Consider the following 21,712-nt stretch of genomic DNA (forward strand, 5'->3'; position numbering starts at 1 on the left):
GCAACAGAGCGTTGCACGAGACCGACACGGGCGCCCGACGGGCGTGTGCCCAGTCTACGCCATCGGCCGCATCGGTCGCGAGCGCTCAGTCCGGCGCGCTGTCGACGAGTCCGAACCGTTCCAGTTCGGCGTCGTCGAGCATGCGCGAGCGGATGAGGAAGCGCTGCCCCGTCGGGGCCTCGACGCTGAACCCGCTGCCGCGCCCCTGCACCACGTCGATCGTCAGGTGCGTGTACTTCCAGTACTCGAACTGGGAACGCGACATGTAGACCTCGACGGGCGCGTCGAGCCCGGGCACGTCGAGCGTGTCGAGGAGGACGTCGACCGCGCCCGTGCGGAACATCCCGACGGGGTAGCACATGGGCGAACTCCCGTCGCAGCATCCGCCGGACTGATGGAACATGAGCGGTCCGTGCAGCGCGGTCATCTCCCGCACCAGTGCGGCCGCAGCGTCGGTGACGTCGACCCGTCCGGTCATGGTGCCCTCCTTCGTCGTGTCGTGTGCCCGGCCCTGCCCCTCCGCCGGTCCCTGAGCCTGTCGAAGGGCGCCCTTCGACAGGCTCAGGGACCGGATGGGGACTCAGGGACCGGTATGTCGATCAGAAGAAGCCCATCGGCCCCTCCGCGTAGCTCACGAGCAGGTTCTTCGTCTGCTGGTAGTGGTCGAGCATCATCTTGTGGTTCTCACGGCCGATGCCCGACTGCTTGTACCCGCCGAACGCCGCGTGCGCCGGGTACTGGTGGTAGGTGTTCGACCAGACGCGTCCCGCCTCGATCGCCCGCCCGGCCCGGTACAGCGTCGTCGCCTCACGGCTCCACACACCGGCACCGAGACCGTAGAGGGTGTCGTTCGCGATGGAGATCGCCTCGTCATAGTCGGCGAAGCTCGTGAGCGCGAGCACGGGCCCGAAGATCTCCTCCTGGAAGATCCGCATGTCGTTCGTCCCCTCGAAGACGGTCGGCTGGACGTAGAACCCGCCGCTCAACTCACCGCCGAGGTCGGCTCGCTCGCCGCCGATGAGCAGCTTCGCGCCGCCCTGCTTGCCGATGTCCATGTAGGAGAGGATCTTCTCGAGCTGGTCGTTCGACGCCTGGGCACCGATCATGGTGTCCGTGTCGAGCGGGTTGCCCTGCTTGATCTTGCCGATGCGGGTCAGCGCGTCGCCCACGAAGCCGTCGTAGATGGAGCGCTGGACGAGCGCCCGACTCGGGCAGGTGCAGACCTCGCCCTGGTTGAGGGCGAACATGCTGAAGCCCTCCTGCGCCTTCTCGTAGTACTGGTCGTGCTCGCGCGCCACGTCCTCGAAGAACACGTTCGGGCTCTTGCCGCCGAGCTCCAGCGTCACCGGGATGAGGTTCTCGCTCGCGTACTGCATGATCAGGCGACCGGTCGTGGTCTCACCGGTGAACGCGATCTTCCGGATCCGCGGATGGGAGGCCAGCGGGGCGCCGGCCTCGATGCCGAAGCCGTTGACGACGTTGAGCACGCCGGCCGGCAGCAGGTCCTTCACGAGGTCCACGATGAGGTGGATCGACGCCGGGGTCTGCTCGGCCGGCTTCAGCACGACGCAGTTGCCTGCGGCGAGCGCCGGTGCGAGTTTCCACACGGCCATGAGGATCGGGAAGTTCCAGGGGATGATCTGGCCGACGACGCCGAGCGGTTCGTGGAAGTGGTAGGCGACCGTGTCGTGGTCGAGTTCCGAGATGCCGCCCTCCTGAGCGCGGATCGCCCCGGCGAAGTACCGGAAGTGGTCGATCGCCAAGGGGATGTCGGCGGCCAAGGTCTCGCGGACCGGCTTGCCGTTCTCCCAGCTCTCGGCGACGGCGATCTCCTCGAGGTGCTCCTCCATGCGGTCGGCGATGCGGTTGAGGATCACCGCGCGCTCGGCGACGCTCGTCTTCGACCAGGCGGGGAACGCCTTCCATCCCGCCTCGACCGCTCGGTCCACGTCGGCCGCGGTGCCTCGGGCGATCTCGGTGAACACGGCTCCGGTGACCGGGGTCTGGTTCTCGAAGTACTGCCCGTTCGCGGGCGGGACGTACTCGCCCCCGATGAAGTGGTCGTAGCGGGGGGCGTAGCTGAACACGGCACCTTCGGTACCCGGATTGGCGTAGACGGTCATGTCACTCCTTGTCGACGACGTTGTCGGTGTCCGCACCACTCAGGTGCGTGCCGCCGACGCTAGTCGGCCGGAGGTTGCAGGAGGTTGCGCCGAGGACCGCGGACCGGATCGGACGTCAGGACGCCGAGAGTTCGGCGTCGATCGCCTCGATGCGGGCGACGAGGCCCGCGCGCTTCGGTGACCGCGGCGGTAGCAGTCGGAGGCAGGCGTGCAGGACCTCGACGTCGTCGGGCGCGGCCGCGGTCCGGATGTAGTCGTGCAGCAGGTCCGCCGAGGCGTCGGTCAGCATCGCCTCGCGGAGGCGCGTCGCGACCCGGTCGCGGAGGTCGACGACGCCGGGGGCGGTGGAGTCGGGCAGGAGCGGACCCGGGTACGCGGCGAGCGCTGCGCGGTGGGCACCGCGGTCGAGGAGGGACAGCACCTGGTGGGCGTCGAGCTGGAGCGGGGTGGTGAGCCGGTACGGCCGCGAGGCCGGCACGAGTGTCGGTGCGGTCCCGCCGAGCACCTTCCGCAGCCGGACGAGCTCCGCCCGGAGGGTGACCGCCGCCTCGTCCGCGTCGTAGAGCAGCCCGGCGAGCGCGTCGGCGCTGAGGCCCTGGTGGTGCCAGGCCAGCAGCGTCAGGATCTCGGCGTGCCGTCGGCTGAGCTCGGTCGGGCGGCTCGCCCCGTGTCCGACCAGCAGGCCGGTGTCACGACCGAGCACCTGCAGGCCGGGCCGCACCGTCGTCGTCCGGCGGGGCGCGTCCGTTCGCGCGCGACCGGCGAACCGACGGTCGGCGACCGCGCGCAGCCGCTGCACCATGATCTCGGACTCGACGGCGGCGGCGGTCGCCTCCATGAGTGGCAGTGCATGCGAGGCGACCGCCTGCGGGCCACCGGTGATGTCGATCACGCCGATGATCTGCCGGGTCTCGGGATCGTGCACCGGGACCGCCGTGCAGCTCCACGGGTGCACGAGACGGTTGAAGTGCTCGGCCGCGTGGATCTGGATGCCGTGGTCGAGTTCGAGCGCGGTGCCCGGCGCGCTCGTCCCCACCTCCCGCTCCGACCACCCGGCACCCTCGACGAACAGCATGCCCTCCGCCCGTCGCCGGAGATGACGGTCGCCGTCCACCCAGAGCAGTCTGCCCATGGCGTCGCCCACCGCGACGAGCATGCCGGAGTCGTCGTCCGCGTCGTTGACCAGCAGCTTGGTGATCACCGGGAGGACGCCGGCGAGCGGGTGTCCGAGCCGGTGGTCGCGCAACTCGTCCTCGTCGAAGGCGAGCTCCGGCATGAGGTTGTCCGGGTCGAGGTGACGGCCCATCGACCGTTCCCATGACTCGCGGACGAGCCGTCGGACGAGTCCGCGCTGCGCTTCGGCACGCGCCGGGGCCGCCAGCCACGGACTGGACACCTCACCACCACCCATCCACGTCGACCGGTTCTGCGGACAGTGTATCCGCCGCAGCCCGACGGTCGACGGGTAACCTCAGGCGGCCGGACGGAACCGGCGGAGGCGCAGGCTGTTGAGCACGACGAACACGCTGGAGAACGCCATCGCCGCACCCGCGATCATCGGGTTGAGGAGGCCGAGGGCGGCGAGCGGGATCGCCGCCACGTTGTACGCGAACGCCCAGAACAGGTTGCCGCGGATGATCCCGAGCGTCCGTCGGGAGAGCCGCACGGCGTCGATCGCCGTGGCGAGGGAACCGGAGACGATGCTGAGGTCGGCCGCGCCCTTGGCCGCATCCGTACCCGTCCCCATGGCGATCCCGAGATCGGCCGTGGCGATCGCCGCGGCGTCGTTCATCCCGTCGCCGATCATCGCGACGCGGCGACCGGCCGCCTGGAGCCGCTCGACGGCGGCGACCTTGTCGGAGGGGCTCGCGTCGGCGATCACCTCGGTGATCCCGACCTCGCCCGCGACCCGCGCTGCGACGGCCGCGTTGTCGCCGGTGAGGAGCACCGGTGTCATCCCCAGGGACACGGCGCGTCCGATGGCGGCGCGGGCCTCCGGCTTCACGGTGTCGGCGACCTCGACGACGCCGCGGACCTCGCCGTCCCAGGCGACCACCACCACGGTGCTGGCACGCTCCGCGGCGGAAGCCAGGGCGCTCGCCGCGTCCGGTCCGGTGCGGAAGCCCTGGTCCTCCGCGAAGGCGGGACGTCCGGCCAGCACGGTTCCTCCGTTGATCGTGCCGGTGACGCCGAGACCCTCGAGGCTCGCGAAGTCCGAGACCACCGGAAGGGCTGCATCGCGGCGGGTCGCTTCCGCGACGATCGCCTCGGCGATGGGGTGCTCGGAGGCCGCTTCGAGCGCCGCACCGAGGGCGAGTACCTCGTCCGTCGCACCGGCCGCCCAGACCTCCGTGACGCTCATCCGCCCGGACGTGACGGTCCCCGTCTTGTCGAGCAGGATGCGGTCGATGCCACTCGCCCGCTCGAGCGCCTCCGGTCCGGCGATGAGGATGCCGAGCTGCGCACCACGCCCCGTCCCGACGAGGAGGGCCACCGGGGTCGCGAGCCCCAGCGCACACGGGCAGGCGATGATGAGGACGGCGACCGCGGCGGTGAACGCCGCCTCCATGGTCGAGCCGGTGAGCGCCCACACGATGGCGGTGCCGAGGGCGATCACCAGGACGACCGGGACGAACACGCTCGAGACGCGGTCGGCGAGCCGTTGGACCCGGCTCTTCCCGAGCTGCGCCGCCTCGACCGCTTGAGCCATGCGCGCCAGCTGTGTCTCGGCGCCGACGGCCGTCGCCCGCACGACGAGACTGCCGCCGCGTGCGATCGTGCCACCGATGACCCGCGAGCCGGCTACGAGCTCGACCGGGACGGACTCCCCCGTGACGAGACTCTCGTCGACACTCGCCGCCCCTTCGACGACGACTCCGTCGGTGGCGACGGACTCGCCGGGACGCACGAGGAAGTGGTCTCCGACGAGCAGCTGCTCGATCGGGATCCGTTCCTCGGTGCGGGTGGGCGCCATGAGGTCAGCGGGGTCCGCCGCACGGTGCCGGAGCACGGAGACCTCGGAGGCGCCCAGCGTCATGAGGTCCCGGAGCGCCTCGCCGGCCGCACGCTTCGACCGCTGCTCGATGAGGCGGCCGGCGAGCAGGAAGACGGTCACGCCGGCGGCCACCTCGAGGTACAGCGCGCTCGACGGGTCGGCGTCGGGTGCGAAGAAGGTGAACTCGTGCCGCATGCCCGTCATCCCGGCCATGCCGAAGAAGAGCGCCCAGACGGACCACAGGTACGCGGCCCCCGTCCCGAGCGTGATGAGGGTGTCCATCGTCACCGAGCCGTGCCGCAGCGTCGCGAACGTCGCCCGATGGAACGGGTACCCACCCCAGAAGACGACCGGCGTCGCGAGGGTCAGCGAGAGCCACTGCCAGTGGTCGAACTGCCAGGCGGGGATCATCGCGAGCAGCACGACGGGCAACGCCAGCACCGCACTGACGACGAGGCGGGTGCGGAGCGTCGTCACGGTCGCCGACGGGTCGGACGTCGTTCCCGACGTCGGAGCCTTCTCCCGGTTCGCAGCGGCGCGTTCGTCAGCGGGCGGACGCACCGTCGCCGTGTAGCCGGCCTTCGCGACGGCCGCGACCAGCTCGTCCGCGGTGACGGTGGAGGGCGCGATCACCGTAGCCCGTTCGGTCGCGAGGTTGACCTGCGCCTCGACACCGTCGAGCGCGGTCAGCCGCTTCTCGACGCGTGCCACGCAGCTCGCGCAGGTCATGCCCTCGATGTCGAGGTCGAGCTGGAGGAATGGCCCGCTCATCAGCGACCACCCACGAGGGTGTAGCCGGCCTCCTGGACGCCGGCACCGATCGCCGCCTCGTCGGCCGACGAGGCGCCCGAGACCGTGACCGTCCCCGCGTCGAGATCCACGGCGACCTCGTCCACGCCGGGCATCGCGGAGAGCTCGGTCGTGACGGCGGACACGCAGTGCGCGCAGGTCATGCCGTCGACGCGGTAGGTGGTGGTTGCGGCCGGATCGGACATGGGGTCTCCTTGGGACGATGAGTTCCCAGTGTACCCCCCAGGGGTATATGGAACAAGCCATCGGATCGCAACGACCCGGCCAGATCAGCCAGCGCGCACGACGCGGAAGGAGTGATCGCCGAAGAGCACGGTGTCACCGTCACCGATGGCGGTGCGGATCCGCGGTTGCAGGACGTGGCGGGTGCCCGTGCGGTCCACCACACCGGTCCGATTCCGTGAGCCGAGGTCCGCCACCCAGAACGCACCCTCGAACCGGCCGTAGATCAGATGCGCACGCGACACCGTCTTCCCGGGATCCGGGACCCGCACGCGCCTCGGGTGCTGGTCGTGGTCGAGTTCCTCGCCGACGCGGTGGGTGTCCGGATCACGTCCGACCACCCCGAACCCGTCGGCGACGACGACCCGCCCGTCGTCGAACCACAGTTCGATCCTCGTTCCGCTCATCCCGTGACCTCCATCTCGTCCGTCGTCCCTCCACACGGCGTCGTCGCTCGGTGACGCGTGGCGAACACCGACCACGTCCGGCGCAGACCGGTCACCAGGGAACCCGGACGCAGTCGTCGGCGCCACCGCTGGCCTCGGGATCCGGTGTCCACCTCGGCCAACGCCGCGGCGAGCTGCTGCCACGCACGGTCGACCGCCTGCGAGTCCGGCGCAGTCGCACCGAATACCGTCCGGTCGACGAGTTCAGCGAGGGTCAGGACCGCCTCGCCGCCCGTCGTCGACGCCAGCTCGAGCCGCGTCGCTCCGCGCACGGTCACGATCCCCCGGTCGGCGGCCGCATCCTCGAGCTCCCGCCAGGCCCCCGTCAGCACCGTCCGCCGAAGGTCGCTCCGATGCCGGGCGCGGCGTCGAAGCGCACGGGCAAGCGCCAGGCCCCAGACCGGTGACGTCAGCAGGAGCATCGCGCCGAGCCCCCAGCCGACGATCGTTCCGACCGCCAGGAGCAGGGTGAGCCAGGCAGGTGCCGGCGGCACCTCGGGGACATCGCCGTCCTCGTCTCCCGGTCCGGGCGGAGACTGGTCGCGGTCCGGAGCGGGCGGCGGAAGGACCGTCTGGGGATGGGCGACGGATTCCCGGGACGTCTCGGTCTGCTCGGGGACCGGTCGCGGCTCCGGCGTCGGATCCAGGACGATCCACCGGCCGTCCTGGATCTGCACCTCGGTCCAGACCGTGCTGTCGGCCCCGGTGACCGTGCGTCGATCACCCTCCGGACGGAACCCCACCACGACCCGCGACGGGAACCCGAGGCCCCGAGCGAGAATGGTCAGGGCGGCGGCGTACTGCTCCTCGTCCCCGAGCATCGGGCTCGCCGTGACCAGTCGATCGAGGCGCTCGGCACTGTGCCCGGCCCGACTGTCCGGTTCGCCCGAGGCCCCATGGCTCACGTATCCCGACCGCAGCCAGTCCACGAGCGTCGCAAGCCGGACCCCCGGTGGATCCGCGGGATCGGTCCGGCGCGCTGCCGCATCGAGCAGAGCCTCCGGCAGACCGGTCAGCTCGGTCTGGGTCGCCGGGCCAGGTGTGACGTCGTCGAGTGCATCCGCCTCCGATTCGTCCCCGATGAGGACCGACACCCGGTAGCCGAGTCCACTGCGCACGCCCGACGTCACCACCGCGGTCGACGAGCGGCGATCGTAGGCGAACGAGTCCGCAGCCCGTCGGGCATCGGAACCGGAGAAGGCGATCGAACGCAGCGCGCCGGGCATCGGGAGCCACAGCCCGGTCCCCTCGCGGACGGTGATGGCGACGTCGGCGGTGACGCTGCGCTCGCCGGTCTGCCCCGGAAGCGTCGAGGGCACCCGGGCGAAGTCCCCTGTCGCTCCGCCGCCGGCCGTGAACACCTGGCCGTCGTAGCGGTCGAGCGCAGCCGTCCGGATGCGCGCACCGCCGGGCAGCCCCGAGACCGTGAACCGTTCCCGGTCGGCTCCGGGCGCGACCACCTCCGCTCGGAAGGCGGCGAGCGGACTCACGGTGCGTTCGAGCGACACCGGCGGCTCGACGACCTCGCGGAGGACGTCACGGTGTCCGACGGGCGGATGCAGGACGACTCCGACGCTCGCGCAGACCGCCAGGAGCGCGACCGCCGGCCAGAACCGTCGCGACCCGGCCGTGCGCGGTCGCCGGTCCGTCGTCATCCCGACGAGGAGCAGCACGCACACGGTCACGCCGACCGCGCTCACCGCGGGCAGGAACGGCCGACCGGAGCCGAACGCGATCGCGAACCCGAGCACGGTCACCGGGAGCAGGCCGAGCCAACCCGCGTACCTGGCCGGACGCAGCAGGATGGTGACACCGACCCCCGCGACCGCGAGGAGGAGGAGGAACGGCGGGACGAGGAGCGCACCGTACTCACCGAAGGGCGGTTCGATCGTCAACAGCTGCTTCCAGGAGACGACGACCGCCTCGATGAGCTGCCGTTCGCCGTCCCAGCTCGGCAGCACGCCGAGCACTGACGCGGACGGGACCGCGAACGGGACCCCGAAGCCGAGGAACGCGAGCGCACCGAGCACCGGCAGACTCCACCACGCCAGCCGCAGCACGAGTCCGACCACCGCCACGGCCGCTCCCAGCAGCAGGCCTCCCCCGCAGGCCAGCGGGAAGGCCGCGGTCCCGAACGTCGACCACAGGGGCAGCATCGCGAAGCCCAGCGCCGCGAGGAAGACCCCGAGGACCGGCAGCCGTCGGACGACGATGGTCCACACGCCGTCGGAGGATCCGCCCCGCGGCGCACGCCCCCGCGCGGGACGAGCCCGCAACACCCCGGTCATTCCGCGACCGCCCTGGCGAAGGAGCGGCGGAGGTCGTCGAGATAGCCGATGGTCAGCACGGTCAAGGCGTTCGTCCGGTGCAGGCCCGGACGTTCCTCCGGTCCGCAGCGGACGGCGATCGTCTGGGTTCCGGCGGGCAGCTCCGAGGACCAGGAACGCAGCTCGCGCATCCCCGCGATCGTCCCCGTGACCACGAACACGGTCGTGACCTCCCGGGCGACACTGCCCACGAGCGCCGCCAACTGCTCCAGGGGGATGAGGTCGTCGCCCGTCCCGACCTCGCTCAGGACGTCGAGCATCCGCACCCTCCCCGACGTCGGGACCACCCGAGGACGGCGTCGTGGTCCGCGGTGTGACGGCGAGCCGTCGGGACTCGTCAGGACGGTGACGTCGCGCCCCTCACGCAGTGCGCAGGAGGCGATCGACGCCACCGCGCTGACCACGAGCTCGAACTCCTCGTCGTCCGCGAAGTCCTCGGTCGCCCGGCTGAACACGACGGCCACCCGACTCCGTCTCGTCTCCTCGAACTGCCGCACCGTGAGGCTGCCCGTCCTCGCGGTGCTCTTCCAGTGGATGTGGCGGCGGTCGTCACCCGCCCGGTAGTCGCGCAAGGCGTGGAAGGAGAGGTCGTCGGCCGTGAGGTCACGGCTCGCCTCTCCCTCGAGGTCGCGCACGAGGCCGGTGCCCATGCCGGGTAGCGCGACCGTCTCCGGATGGACCCGGAGTTCGTGCACGTCCGTCCAGACCAGCTCGCGTCTGAAGAGTCCGATGGGATCCGCGCGCAGCGTCCGAGCCGGTCCGACCCGGACGACACCGCGCCTCCTCGCGGGGATCTCGACCGTGCCCCGGTGTGCGTCGGCACCACTCGGCTTCACCCGGAGCTCGACGAGGTCCGCGCCGACGGGCACCTCGACCACCGTCCGCGCCGGTGCCCCACGACGTGCGCGCGAGACGTCGACGGCGGCAGCCACCGACCGACCCACCGACGTGCTCGATTCGGCGAGCGCGAGGGTCACCACGAGATCGCCGCGGCCGACAAGGAACCCCGCCGACGACATCACCAGGACCGCCAGCATCGTCCCGCCGACCGCGAACTCGTCCCAGCCCACAGCCACACCGATGACGGTGGCCCCGATGGCGCCGACCACACCGGCTCCGCCGAGCGGCGTGGTCACGGAGCGGATCGTCCCCCGGAGCACGGTCCATCCAGCGATCGATCGAGCACCGACCGCCCGCCCCGCCTCGAGCGAGCGGGCGAGTGAACGGCCCGGTCGGCCCGGTACGGCGGTGCGAGCGGTCCGACCGGTCGCCGCCCGCTTGGCTGTCGCACCGAGGCCGGACCGCGCCGTCGAAGCCGAGCCGCCGATGCCGGCGGGCCGCGGGTGATCGCTCACTCCGGAAGCCGTTCAGCAGGTGGCTCGACGTCCAGGACCACCTGCGCCAGGACACTCGACGCGGTCACCCCGTCGAACTCCGCCTCCGGTTCGAGGACGAGCCGGTGCGCGAGCACCGGCTCGGCGAGCTGCTTGACGTCGTCGGGCAGCACAAACGTCCGGCCCTGCGACGCCGCCCAGGTCATCGAGCTGCGCAGGAGCGCCAGCGCACCACGGATGCTCGAACCGAGACGGACCTCCGGCGCCGCGCGGGTCGCGTCGACGAGCCTCGCGACGTAGTCGAGGATCGTCGGATCCGTGTGCGGCAACTTCGACACGGCGACCAGGGAGTCGAGGTGTGACAGGGACAGCACCGCCGGGATCGTCCGCTGATGCGCGCTCACCCGGACCCCCTCGAGGATCCTCCGCGTGGAGAGCGCGTCCGGATACCCGAGGGAGGTCTTCATGAGGAAGCGATCGAGCTGCGCCTCGGGGAGCCGGTAGGTGCCGGCCTGTTCGACCGGGTTCTGCGTCGCGATGGTCATGAACGGAGCGGGGACGGCGTGCGTCACCCCGTCGACGGTCACGCGCGACTCCTCCATGACCTCCAGAAGCGCGGACTGCGTCTTCGGGCTCGCGCGGTTGATCTCGTCGGCGAGCAGCACGTTCGAGAAGACCGGCCCGGGATGGAACTCGAAGACACCGCGCTGCTGGTCGTAGATGCTCATGCCGGTCACGTCCCCCGGAAGCAGGTCGGGAGTGAACTGGATGCGCCCGCTCGACCCGTCGATCGTCTGCGCGATAGCCCGTGCGAGCGAGGTCTTCCCCGTGCCCGGTGCGTCCTCGAGCAACAGATGCCCCTCGCTGACGAGGGTCGTGATCGCGAGCTGCACGATCCGCGTCTTGCCGAGGACGACGAGCTCGACGTTGTCGACGAGGGAAGCGAACACCTCGGCGAACCACACCGCCTGTTCCTCGGTCATGGTCTCGGTGTGCTGTCGCGGTGTCATGGATCTCCTCGTCGGGATGCGGGTGGGCTGCAGGTGGGGGTGGGATCCGACGGCGCGGACGCGACACCGGAGGCGGTCACCGGCACACGACCGCCGAGTCACCCGGCGCCTCGTAGGTCCCGCCGGCGATCTGCACCCTCGTGACGACCGCGACCGCCGAGCCCGGAGGCGCAGCCGGTGGCGGCTGGGTGACGGGTGACCATCCCGTGAGGTCGCTCCGCGACCCGTTCGGCGCGATCGCGAGGTACTTGAGCTCGACCACGGATGCGAGACCGTTGTTGTCGGGTGCGGTGACCGTCGGTGGACGTCCATCCACCGGGCAACCGACGACCGTCGCCCGGACACGCAACGGGGTCAGGCTCGAGCCGATCCGCTGCGCATCGCCGCACGTCGCAGCGGACGCCGCAGCGCACGACCGCGCCCAGACGTCGAGGGCTCGTCCGTACCCGCCACCGGCGGAGACGACACCCCCGCCGCTCGTGACCCAGGGCCCGGCGCCGGATCCCGCGGCGACGACGCTCACCTCGAAGTGGTGGCCGGTCGAACTCGACGAGGCCAGGCCGTCGACGACGATGTCGACCGAACCACTCGCCGCGTCGCCGAGGTGTGCGGCTCCTCCGGTCAGGGTCGGCCTCAGCTGGACCGGTCCCGTGACGAACTGGCGGCAGAAGAGGCCGTTGCTCACCGCCACGACGTACTGCCGATCGGCCGTCGGCGAGGTGTCCGTCCAGGAGGATCCGGACGGCAGGTTGGACGAGAAGGACGCCACATCGCACACCGGCTGGACCGAGCCGTTCGCAGGCGACACGGCGAACCGCACCGGTGCACCGCCGCCGGACACGCCCTCCCAGTCGACGACGACGCGGAGCGCACCGCCGGCCCCTCCGGAGCCGGTCACCGTCGCCCGGGTGGCGGCGATCGACGGTGGACCCACCGCCGTGCCGGAGCCGGACGCACCCGGCCCGAGATTGGTCTGATTGCGCGCGGCGACCACCACGGTGACCGGCTGACCGGGGACGATGCCCACGCCCGTGAGGGTGACGTCCGTCTGCGACGAGGGGACCGTCGCCTGCGCGACGACGCCGGACGGCCCGCTCGCGGTGACCTCGTAGGTGGACACGGGCGTCCCCGTCGCGGAGGTGACCGCACTCCAGGACACCCGGACGGCGTGACCCTCGGCATCCGCGTTCGAGCCTGCAACCGTGACGGTCCTGGGTGCGGCGGGCGTCGTGTCGACCACGAGGGCGGCGCTCGCGGGAGACGGCGCGCCACGACCGACCTCGTTCACCGCGCTCGCCACGAACGCATAGCTCTTCCCGAAAGCGAGGGGTGCGACGACGCAGGCGTCCGGGTCCGTGCACTGCACCTGCACGGTGCCGTCGGTGGAGCGCACCACGTACCCGGATATCTCCGAGGCGTTGGGGAAGGCGTGCGGGATCGCGAGCGTCACCGATCCCCGCTCGTCGTCCTGCGACACGATCGTCGCGGCACCGGGAGGTGCGTCTGGGACGTCCTGGATGCGGATCGAGGCGGTGCCCGTGCGGAACCGGTCGCGGTCGCCGGTGACGTCCGCCACCCGGTACGGCACCGTGACGTCGCCCGTCGGGCTCGTCGGTGCGACCTCGACCGTCAGGCGGCTTCGGTCGGCACTCGGCTGGACGGACACCCCGGCGGGGACCGCGCCCGTGTCGACGTCGACCACCGACAGCGGGTGCCCGGGGAACGGGTTCGTCGGCTCGTCGTTCACGAGCACGTCGATCGTGGTCGACGTGCCGCGCCGCACGACGACGGGATCGTTCTGCGGTGAGACCAGCGGTCTCGTCGAGCGGACGATCGTGAGGGCGATGACGCCGGCTCGACCCTGCCGTTTGCCGTCGGCGACCTGTACGGCGAGCGATGCGGTCGCCCCGACCGCCGCCCCGTCGACGGCCCGTGCGGTCATCGAGCCGCCGGAGACCGTCGCCGTCGCCACGGACTCGTCTGCGGCGACGACGCTGTACCGGAGATCGGAGCGACGGTCGGGGTACGGGAAATCGGTCAGTGACAGGAGATCGATCCGTGTCTCACCCCCGGCTTCGAGCCGGATGTCGACGCCGTCGAGCGCCGGAGGCTGGCCCTCCTTGGGGACGACCGTGATCGGCAGGGTGATGGTCGCCTCGTTGCCGCGCTCCCCCACGGGCGCGTCCGTGACGGTCACGGTCAGGGACGCGGGTCCCCAGTAGTCGTCCGTGGACTGGTACTGCAGCGTCCGGTCGTCGACGACGAGCGCCGACCGGCCGGCCGCGGTCGCGGAGACCGCTGCGCTGTCCACGACGCGCGCGGTCCGCCCGTCCGCCGCGATCACCTGTTCCCCGAGCGGGATGGTCAGCCGTTCTCCGGTCTCGACGACGAGCTCCGGGGCTTGTCGTCGGCGCTCGGGCGGGGCGTCCAAGGTGCCCGGCACGGTGATGAACGCCGTCGACCGCAGTTCCGGTGCATCGGCCCGGGCGACGGTGAACGGCAGGATCCGGGTGCGCTCGCCGACGACGACCGAGACGGTGCCCGAACGGTCGACGGTCGCGTCGGCGGCGTCGGCCACGGAGACGGACAGCTCCGAAGCGGAACCCTCTGAGAAGCGCGTCCGAGCGAGGACGTCGACGTCGACGGTGTCGGAGCCGTCGATGTCCTGGAGGGACAGCACGACGTCGGCCGCAGCAGGCCGGGCCAGCGGAGCGTCCTCGGCCACCTGGAGGTAGACCCAGGCACTGCTGGTGCCGCCCCTCGGGTTGGCGATCGTGTAGAGCACGGCAGAGCCGCCCTGCGCCGTGGGAGCCTCGATCGTCAGCTCGCGGTTCGTGAAGGCCGTGGTCAGCTCGGTGTCCCCCGTCTCGACGGCGGTCAGCCTGAGCTCGCCCTGGTCGGGATCGGAGTCGTTGTCGAGCACGGAGACGTGCACGGTGGTGTTCGGGCGGGTGACCACCAGGTCGTCCTTCGCCACCGGTGGTGCCGCCGCGGTGTCGCGTGGTGTGATGCCCACGCGGATGACGCCGGTGCCGATCGCCCCGAGCGCGTCGACCACGGCGTAGTCGATCGTCTCGGTGCCCACCGCGTAGGGGCCGGCGGTGTACAGGAGCGTCGACGGCCCCGACCGGACGATCGCGCCGAGCCCCGGTGCGCGCAGCGGGCCGAGCAGGGTGACGCCGTCGCCGTCCGGATCCAGACCGTTCACCGGGATGGGGATGGAGACCGTGCCACCACTGCCGACCCTCGCGACCACCGGCTCGGGCAGGGGTGCCTGATTGCTCGCTGCGTCGACCTCACGCACGGTGAAGTCGACGGTCGCCGCAGCCCACTGCCCGTCGGTGCTGGTGATGCGGTAGCCCACCTGATAGGTGCCCGGCACCTCGGGTGCGAGGTACCGCACGAGGTCGCCGGACACGAACGCGGTCCCACCGTCTTCCGGTACGTCGCTCACCAGGTCCTGGTCGAGCAGGATCGGTTTCCCGTCGGGCTGCTCGTCGTTCGCGAGCACGGCGACGTCGACGATCTGCCCCGCCCGGACGGTCGCGGCGTCGTCGTTCGCGACCGGCGGCTGCAGTTTCACCGGAGCCGGAACCTCGACGACCGTGAGCAGCCCGGTCGCGGTCGCCTGACCGTTGGAGACCGTGTACTCGACCACGACCGGGCCGTCCGGCAGCTGCCCGGTCAGCGTCACGCGGAGGACACCGTGTTCGAGGGTCTCGACGAGTACCCCCTGCGACGGCGGAGGAGCCGTCACGGACACGATGCTCAACACGCCGCCGGCCGGATCGACGGCGGAAGCGAGCACGTCGACGAGGCGGGTGTCCTGCAGGGCGAGGAACGCGGTCACCGGCGTGGTGGTGGGCGTGCTCGTCTCGGGTGCCGGAGCCACGTCGAGACGGATCGTCGCCGTCGCGGTCTGGACGCCGTCGGTCGCCGAGTAGCTCACGAAGAACGTGCCCGGTGTGTCGCTCGTCACGGTCGCCGTGCCAGCGCCGTACTCGGCGGAGAGGCGCAGGGGCGCCGTCGGGTCGATCGCGGTCAGCCCGGACAGCGACACCGGTCCGGTCCCGCCCCGCACCGCGCCGAGCGGAGCGAAGGGGGTCTCCTGGGAGGCGAAGGCGGTCAGGGTGAAGGACTCGGCGATCACCGGCACCTCTCCCGGGGCGCCGACGGTGACGGCCACCGTCCCTTCGCCGGAGGCCGAACCGTCCGACACCGTCAACGCGACCGTGCCGATGGTCCCGGCGGCCTCCTCGGCCGTGAGCGCGAGGATCCCCTCCGGCCCGAAGGAGAGCCGACTGGGCGAGGCGACGGCCGCGTTTGCGAGGTAGATCGGGTCGGCGTCCGGGTCGACCCAGTCGGCGAGGGTCGGGACCTGGGCGGCCCCGCCGGACGAGACCGTTGTGCGGGATGGGCGGACCTGCTCCGGCGGGGCGTTCTCCTCCGGTGACCGCATCGTCACCGAGACGTCAGCCGAGGCCGAGCTCCCATGCCCGTCGGTGACGGTGTACCGGAACACGACCACGCCGACGGCTTCAGGCGTCGCCACGAACTGCAGGCGTTGTCCGTTCTCCACGATCTCGAGCCGGCCGAGCTCCGCCGGGATGTCGGTCACCTCGGCGATGAGCAGCGGGTCTCCGTTGGCATCGTTGTCGTTGACCAACACGGGGAGGAGGTTGGCACGACCCGCGCGGGCGCCGAGCACGTCCGGCACCGCGACCGGAGCGACCTGCTGTTGCTCGAGGTCGGGCGGGACGTCCCGTTCATCCTCCTCGGACACGACGGAGGAGTCGTCGGCGAGGAAGGCTTCCCAGTCGTCGATGAGCTCGCCGTCGCGCTGCACGGCCCAGCTCGTGCCGCGCACCGGATCGTTCGCGACGACGGTGCGGTCGTTGACGAGGAAGGTCAGGGCGGTGCCGGGCTCGACCGCGCCCAGGTCGAGCCGCTGCGGCGCCCGACCGTCGCACCCCCGGAGCACGGTACCGTCCGACCAGGCGAGGAAGTCGCAGCCGTCCACCTGGACGGGGGCGGCCGGGACCCCTGATCCGGTCTCCCCTCGGGCACGCGCCGTGCCACCGCCGACGGAGACCTCGACCGCACCGTTCGCGTGGGCGAGCAGGATCCGGTCCCCCTCCGCCTGCGGGGACGGGAGCCGGAGCGTCGCCGGGTCGTCGACGAGCGCCGCGAGCGGGACGATCGCGTCCTCCGTGGCCACCTCACCCGATGCAGGGTCGAGGACGACCGCATGCCCGTCGACGAGCGACACCTGCGGCGCCTCCGGCGTCTCGGTGAACGCCGGGTTCGTCGTCTGCCGCTGGTCCGAACCGATGACACCCGTCGTGAGTTCACCGGCCGTCACGGAATACGCCGCATACCGTCCTCCGGCACCGAGCGAGAAGACGATCGGGGCCCCGAACGTGAGATCGGGTTCGCGTCCGGCGGCGAAGGAGGCCACGTGGTCGAAGTCCGTCATCCAGACCTCGCCGTCCGCGCCGTCGACGATGGCGATCGACGCACCTGCCGCTGACACCGTCGGCGAGCCGTCCGGAAGCGGGACGGTCTCCGTGATGCTGGCGAGCGCCGGATCGACGACGCTGAGCGTGTTCGCGTCCGGGTCGTGGAGCACCAGGTGGTTCGCATCCTGCAGCGGCTCCGGACGATTGCTCCCGGCGTCGAACGCGGTCGACACCTGGGCGATGGAGGTGCTCGCGAGCCCCACGAGACCGGCGTCGTGCTTCGGTACCCAGACCGCGGCACCGTCGAGGACGACGCGCTGTTCGTCGAAGCCGTCGGAGACCACCGCGAGCGTCGCGACGAGTACCGCGACCGCCGCACAGGCGGTCACGAGGGTGCGACGCTTCGACCGGCGTTCGGCTCGGGAGCGACCTCCGGTCGCCCTCATCCTGCGCACGCCGGTTCGCTCGGCTCACCGGACGTCCCGTCACGCACGACGGTGACCGTGACGCAGACCCGCCCACCAGTCGCGTCGACCGCCACCGACCGAGCCCGTTGCGGCGCCCCCGCGGCGCCGTCGACCTCGACGAGGTATCGGTCGCGCTCGTCTCCCGACGCATCCCAACTGAAGACCACGCGACCGCCGGACGGCTCGGAGCGCACCTCCTGCACTGTCGGGACCGCCGCGCTCGTGCTCCAGAGGGCCGCCGCGGCCCCGGAGACGACCAGCGCCCCGACGACCACGGCACCGATGAGCGTCAGCCGTACACGCGCGGACGCCCCGGCGTGGCGCACCTGGCCGACGTCACGCCTGACGGTGGCGTCGAACGACCCCTCGGCGCGCGAAGAAGCACCGGACCCGGACCGCCCGCTCGAGGAGGTGCCGCCCGTCGTGCCCGCGGTCCGGCGGCGACGCGTGGCTCCGTGCTGCGACGATCCGGCTCGCTCGACGACCGACGTCGGCTGGACGACGATGCGTCGCTCCTCGACGTCGAGTGGCGTCGGCCGCAGCCCCAGCCGTTGCTCGGCGAGTTGCAGGCCTCTGACGAGTTCGACGACGCTCGACGGTCGTGCCTCGGGACGTTTCGCGAGTCCGCGGAGGATCACCGCCTCGACGTCCTGCGGCAGATCCGGACGGCCGATGGGCGTCGGTCTGCCCCGTCCGGTGATGCGGTCGGCCAGGGCTGCTCGGCCGTTGTCCGATCCCGGACTCTCGAACGGTGTCCGGCCGCTCAGGAGGGTGTACAACGTCGCGGCGAAGGACCAGACCTCGGTCCGCACCGTTCCGCTCGTCGTCCCCGCCAGGACCTCGGGAGCCGCCCACGGCACCGAGTGTGCGATGCGATCGCCGTGGTCGACCGCGAGCATGGTCGTGGCTATCCCGAAGTCCGCGAGCACCGGACGCCCGTAGCGGGTCGTGAGGATGTTGGACGGCTTCACGTCGCGATGCAGCACGCCGGCCCGATGCGCGGTCTCGAGCGCACCGCCGATCGCCACCGCGACCGCGAGCACCTCCTCGACGGGGATCGCGGCCGTCCGGAAACGCTCCGCCAGATCCGGCCGGCAGCGCTCCATCATGAGATACGGTCGTCCATCGTCGGCGATCCCGGCCTCGTAGACGGTGAGCACCGAGGGATGCGCCGAGAGCTCGGCCATGATGGCGGTCTCCGCCAGGAACTGCTCGCGGACGTCGACCTCGGTGAGGTCCGGTAGCAGGACCTTCACCGCCACGTCGCGCTGGGGCATGCTCTGCCGGTAGAGGAAGACGTCGGCGAACCCTCCGGATCCGAGCGGGTGGAGCGCCGTGCAGCCCGCGATGCGTGGAGGGGACGTCGGCAGCCTACGCACCATGCGCAGCACCGGCCGACTCGTCGCCGGTACTGACGACGAGGACGACGTCGTCACCCAGATCCAGAGCCGAACCCGCCGCGACGGGGATCTCCTCACCGCGACCGATCCGGAAGGGTGCAGCGGATCCGGAGCGCAGGGTGGTTCCGTTGGTGGTCCAGAGGTCGCGCACGACGAGGTGTCCGATCCCGGGGGTGATGCTGAGGTGACTCGACGACACGGCTCCGCCGGGGGCGGAGACGACGATCAGTCCCTGCCGCTGCAGAGGGATGCCGGGTTGCGGTTCCGGAGCTCGTCCGACGACGAGCGTTTCGCGCACCTCGTACGCCGTGGCACCGTGCAGGTCGTGGAGGGTGACGCGCATCGGCGCGGGAGGATCGTCATCGAGGGCCAGGCCAGCTGCGCCTGCGACCGCACTGAAGACGGTCTCGTCCGGGTCGACGGTCCACGCCCAGGGCTCCTGTGACGATGCCGGACGGAACACGGTCTCCTCGGGCGAGTCGGACCGCGAGGGCACCTCGACCGCGTCGAGAGCGGAAGCGCAGGAGAGCACACCGTCCACCGAGGCGGCCGACAGGCTCGCCCCGTCGATGATCCGCGACCCGGTGAGCGTCGTGATGCGCAACGAACGGCGGGAACCGATTGCGATCCTCACCATCCCAGCGGCGCGTTCGTGCATCGACCAGGCGAGCGGGTCGACGCGATCGCCGACGACGTCCAACGTCACGGCGTCGACCCAGTCGAGCGTGTGCGTGATGTGTTCCTTCATGGTCCCCTGGTGGAATCTCCCGGCGCATCGGCCGCCCGGCCGAGGATCACCCCAGGCCGGGCGGTCGAGCACCCTCGCGGGCCGTGCCTGCGGGTACGGCGAGCGTTCAGATACGGAACGCGTTCGCGACGTTCGTCTCGGACTCCGCGTAGTAGCCGGCGGCTTTGCCGAGCATCGTCGAGATCCCGACGAGCGACTCGTTGAGCTGTGCGCCTGCCGTGTTGAACTCGGCGTAGAGCTCGGAGAACGCGGTGGAGCCGGCCCCCTCCCATTCGCCGCCCATGCTGTCGACGAGGCCGCGGAGCTGCGAGAGGGTACCCTGCAGTTCGTTCGCGCCGCTCGACAGCTGGGTGGAGACCGACGCGAGGTTCTCGGAGGAGACCTTGATGTTCGCCATTGGTGGACTCATTTCTGACGTGTTCGATGCACGGGACGGTCGTCCCACTTGACCATTCGTAGCGGACCCGACTCGCATATGCAATTCTGGTATTTCTCTTGATTGCGATCGAATCATGGTTCCGCGAGGACGGTCGGGCGCTCCACTGGCGCAGTGACACCCCAGTCGGAGAAGGTGAAATCACCACTCCCGGCCGCGTCCGAGACGGTCAGTGAGAGCGGCAGTGCGGCCCCCGCCCCGTCCACGACGACCGTCCCGATGAGGCTCCCCGCAGCGGTCACCGCGAGCTGGATCGTCGAGGGAGTGTCCGCACCGGCAGCACCGACCGTGACGACGACGTCGTCCAGTCCCGGATCGAGCACCGACTGGAGCACGGCTTCGACATCGAGGAGGGTGAGCCAGTCGACGATGCGCACGTCGTCGGCACGCAGCCCGACGAACCCGGTGGACACTCCGCGGAGGCCGAGCAACGCCTCGGCCGCGAGGTCGCCGTGCACGAACACCTCGCCGTCGATCCTGCGCCACTCGGAGACGGCGCCGTCGACCGTCAGCACGGCGGTGAACCGCTCACGCGCACCGGAGAGGTCGATCGTCATCTCATTGCCCGGCTGCGTCACAGCGTCCCCCGACTCGGCACCGCCCTCACCCTCGACCCCGGGTGCCACGTAGGTGCCGACGACATGCACGGTCGACGTGCGCCTCGTCGCCTCGAGGACCCGGGCGACGGCGTCGTCCGCGTCGAGCCCGGCGATACCGCCGTCGGCGGCATCCGACGCGGTCGGTTTCGGGGCGGGGTCGGATGCGGCACCGGCGGAGCACGCCGTCAGCCCCACCGAGGCGGCGAGGACGACGAGGGCGACGGCTCCTCGCCGGAACCCGCTGACACCGTTCGTCCGCATCAGCCGCGCTCGGCTTCGCTCACGCAGATCCGCGCCCCGCCCGCCTCGGCGAGCCGCTCGGTGTCCGACACCAGCTGCTCCCGCTCCGAGACGGCGCGGTCGAGCACCACGAAACAGGCGTCGGTGCTGACGGCGGCCGTGCGCTTCGGCACCCACACCTCACGTCCGCCCTTGATCATGGCGCTGAGATCGACTGCTCCGTCGATGTCGCCGCCGGTCATGGCGACGGCGTACGGCACATCCGGACCATCCCACTGCAGGAGGAGGTTGTCGCCGAGGTCGGTCAGATGGACCGCTTCCACGCGGGTGGGCGCCTGGACCACCAGCTGGACCACCACGATCGCCACGAAGGTGACGAGGGCGGCCGCCGTGGCCGACAGCGCGACGATGAACGCGGGCTGCCGGCGGAGCGGCTTGGGCTGCGGCGGCTCCTCGAGTTCCGGAAGGACCGCCCGCTCCCGCTCGAGGGACTCCTTGACCCCGACGAGGCTCCCCCACCCGAGGTCGAGGAGCTGGAGCCTTTCCTCCTCGCCGCCGACGACCAGCTGGGACAGCACGGCACGCAATCGCTCGGCGGGCGGCTCCGGCAGCACCACGGGCTCGACGACCGCTCGAGACGCGGGAGGCGGTGCGACGGCCGGCGCATCGCGATGGACGCCGTGTCGCGGCGGCACGCGTTCGCGGGATCCCAGCTGCAGTGCAACCGTCGCAGGCTCCGAGGGTGCGGCCCGTCGACCACGCCGAGGAGCGGTCGTCGCGACGGACGCGGCATCCTCCGGAATCGCAGCGGGCGGTGCGCCCACCCGCTGGACCGGCGCGGCGGGCGTCAGGGTCCGCACGGGCTCCACGGACGGACCGGTCGCCTGGCCGACGAGCGACTGGACGACCACCCCAGCCGACGGGCGATCGGCCCCAGGCATCGAGCCACCGGGGCGCGGCGACTCGACCCGGCCATCGCGCACCACGGCACCGAGGGGGACGGGACGTTTCGGGTCCCATCGAGGGTCTCGAACGACGGTTTCCTCGGTCACGTCGACTCCTGTTGATCGGTGCGTTCGCCGCCGATACGGCAGGC

Annotated in this window: 15 protein-coding genes; all 15 read right to left on the reverse strand. The window is 71.5% G+C overall.

Annotated elements, in window-relative coordinates; genetic code table 11:
• Positions 1 to 85: 85 nt before the first annotated feature.
• Positions 86 to 478: a DUF779 domain-containing protein gene (locus B9Y95_RS15340; RefSeq protein ID WP_079707135.1), complete on the reverse strand. Its 393-nt coding sequence runs from the start codon at positions 476 to 478 to the stop codon at positions 86 to 88.
• A 121-nt stretch (positions 479 to 599) separates the two neighbouring features.
• On the reverse strand, positions 600 to 2,123 hold the full coding sequence (exaC, locus tag B9Y95_RS15345) for an acetaldehyde dehydrogenase ExaC (protein WP_085513099.1): 1,524 nt from the start codon (positions 2,121 to 2,123) through the stop codon (positions 600 to 602).
• A gap of 115 nt (positions 2,124 to 2,238) precedes the next feature.
• Positions 2,239 to 3,519, reverse strand: a complete 1,281-nt coding sequence (locus B9Y95_RS15350) for a GAF domain-containing protein (protein ID WP_159453428.1) — start codon at positions 3,517 to 3,519, stop codon at positions 2,239 to 2,241.
• 75 nt (positions 3,520 to 3,594) lie between these two features.
• A complete protein-coding gene (locus tag B9Y95_RS15355; RefSeq protein ID WP_085513103.1) occupies positions 3,595 to 5,889 on the reverse strand; it encodes a heavy metal translocating P-type ATPase in 2,295 nt (764 codons plus the stop codon).
• Complete coding sequence (locus B9Y95_RS15360; RefSeq protein WP_085513105.1) at positions 5,889 to 6,113, reverse strand: heavy-metal-associated domain-containing protein; 225 nt, start codon at positions 6,111 to 6,113, stop codon at positions 5,889 to 5,891. Before B9Y95_RS15360 ends, B9Y95_RS15355 begins: the two co-directional genes overlap by 1 nt.
• Before the next feature lie 84 nt (positions 6,114 to 6,197).
• On the reverse strand, positions 6,198 to 6,557 hold the full coding sequence (locus B9Y95_RS15365; protein ID WP_085513107.1) for an FHA domain-containing protein: 360 nt from the start codon (positions 6,555 to 6,557) through the stop codon (positions 6,198 to 6,200).
• On the reverse strand, positions 6,554 to 8,818 hold the full coding sequence (locus B9Y95_RS15370) for a transglutaminase TgpA family protein (protein WP_085513109.1): 2,265 nt from the start codon (positions 8,816 to 8,818) through the stop codon (positions 6,554 to 6,556). The genes B9Y95_RS15365 and B9Y95_RS15370 overlap by 4 nt, the downstream gene beginning before the upstream one ends.
• A 62-nt stretch (positions 8,819 to 8,880) precedes the next feature.
• Positions 8,881 to 10,278 (reverse strand): DUF58 domain-containing protein, encoded by a 1,398-nt coding sequence (locus tag B9Y95_RS15375; RefSeq protein WP_085513111.1) that lies wholly within the window; start codon positions 10,276 to 10,278, stop codon positions 8,881 to 8,883.
• Positions 10,275 to 11,267 (reverse strand): AAA family ATPase, encoded by a 993-nt coding sequence (locus B9Y95_RS15380; protein WP_234994131.1) that lies wholly within the window; start codon positions 11,265 to 11,267, stop codon positions 10,275 to 10,277. The genes B9Y95_RS15375 and B9Y95_RS15380 overlap by 4 nt, the downstream gene beginning before the upstream one ends.
• A 76-nt stretch (positions 11,268 to 11,343) precedes the next feature.
• Complete coding sequence (locus tag B9Y95_RS15385; protein WP_085513113.1) at positions 11,344 to 17,172, reverse strand: Ig-like domain-containing protein; 5,829 nt, start codon at positions 17,170 to 17,172, stop codon at positions 11,344 to 11,346.
• A complete protein-coding gene (locus B9Y95_RS15390; RefSeq protein WP_143736512.1) occupies positions 17,169 to 18,575 on the reverse strand; it encodes a serine/threonine-protein kinase in 1,407 nt (468 codons plus the stop codon). The genes B9Y95_RS15385 and B9Y95_RS15390 overlap by 4 nt, the downstream gene beginning before the upstream one ends.
• Positions 18,565 to 19,341, reverse strand: a complete 777-nt coding sequence (locus B9Y95_RS15395) for a hypothetical protein (RefSeq protein ID WP_085513117.1) — start codon at positions 19,339 to 19,341, stop codon at positions 18,565 to 18,567. The genes B9Y95_RS15390 and B9Y95_RS15395 overlap by 11 nt, the downstream gene beginning before the upstream one ends.
• A 106-nt stretch (positions 19,342 to 19,447) precedes the next feature.
• On the reverse strand, positions 19,448 to 19,738 hold the full coding sequence (locus B9Y95_RS15400; RefSeq protein WP_159453429.1) for a WXG100 family type VII secretion target: 291 nt from the start codon (positions 19,736 to 19,738) through the stop codon (positions 19,448 to 19,450).
• A gap of 113 nt (positions 19,739 to 19,851) precedes the next feature.
• The gene (locus tag B9Y95_RS15405; protein WP_085513121.1) at positions 19,852 to 20,637 is read right to left on the reverse strand and encodes a hypothetical protein; all 786 of its coding nucleotides are present in this window, start codon (positions 20,635 to 20,637) and stop codon (positions 19,852 to 19,854) included.
• Entirely contained in the window at positions 20,637 to 21,668 is a 1,032-nt protein-coding gene (locus tag B9Y95_RS15410) for a hypothetical protein (RefSeq protein WP_143736514.1), read from the reverse strand. Before B9Y95_RS15410 ends, B9Y95_RS15405 begins: the two co-directional genes overlap by 1 nt.
• Positions 21,669 to 21,712 lie beyond the last annotated feature (44 nt).

This window comes from Plantibacter flavus (genome assembly GCF_900177615.1).
Taxonomy (GTDB): domain Bacteria; phylum Actinomycetota; class Actinomycetes; order Actinomycetales; family Microbacteriaceae; genus Plantibacter; species Plantibacter flavus.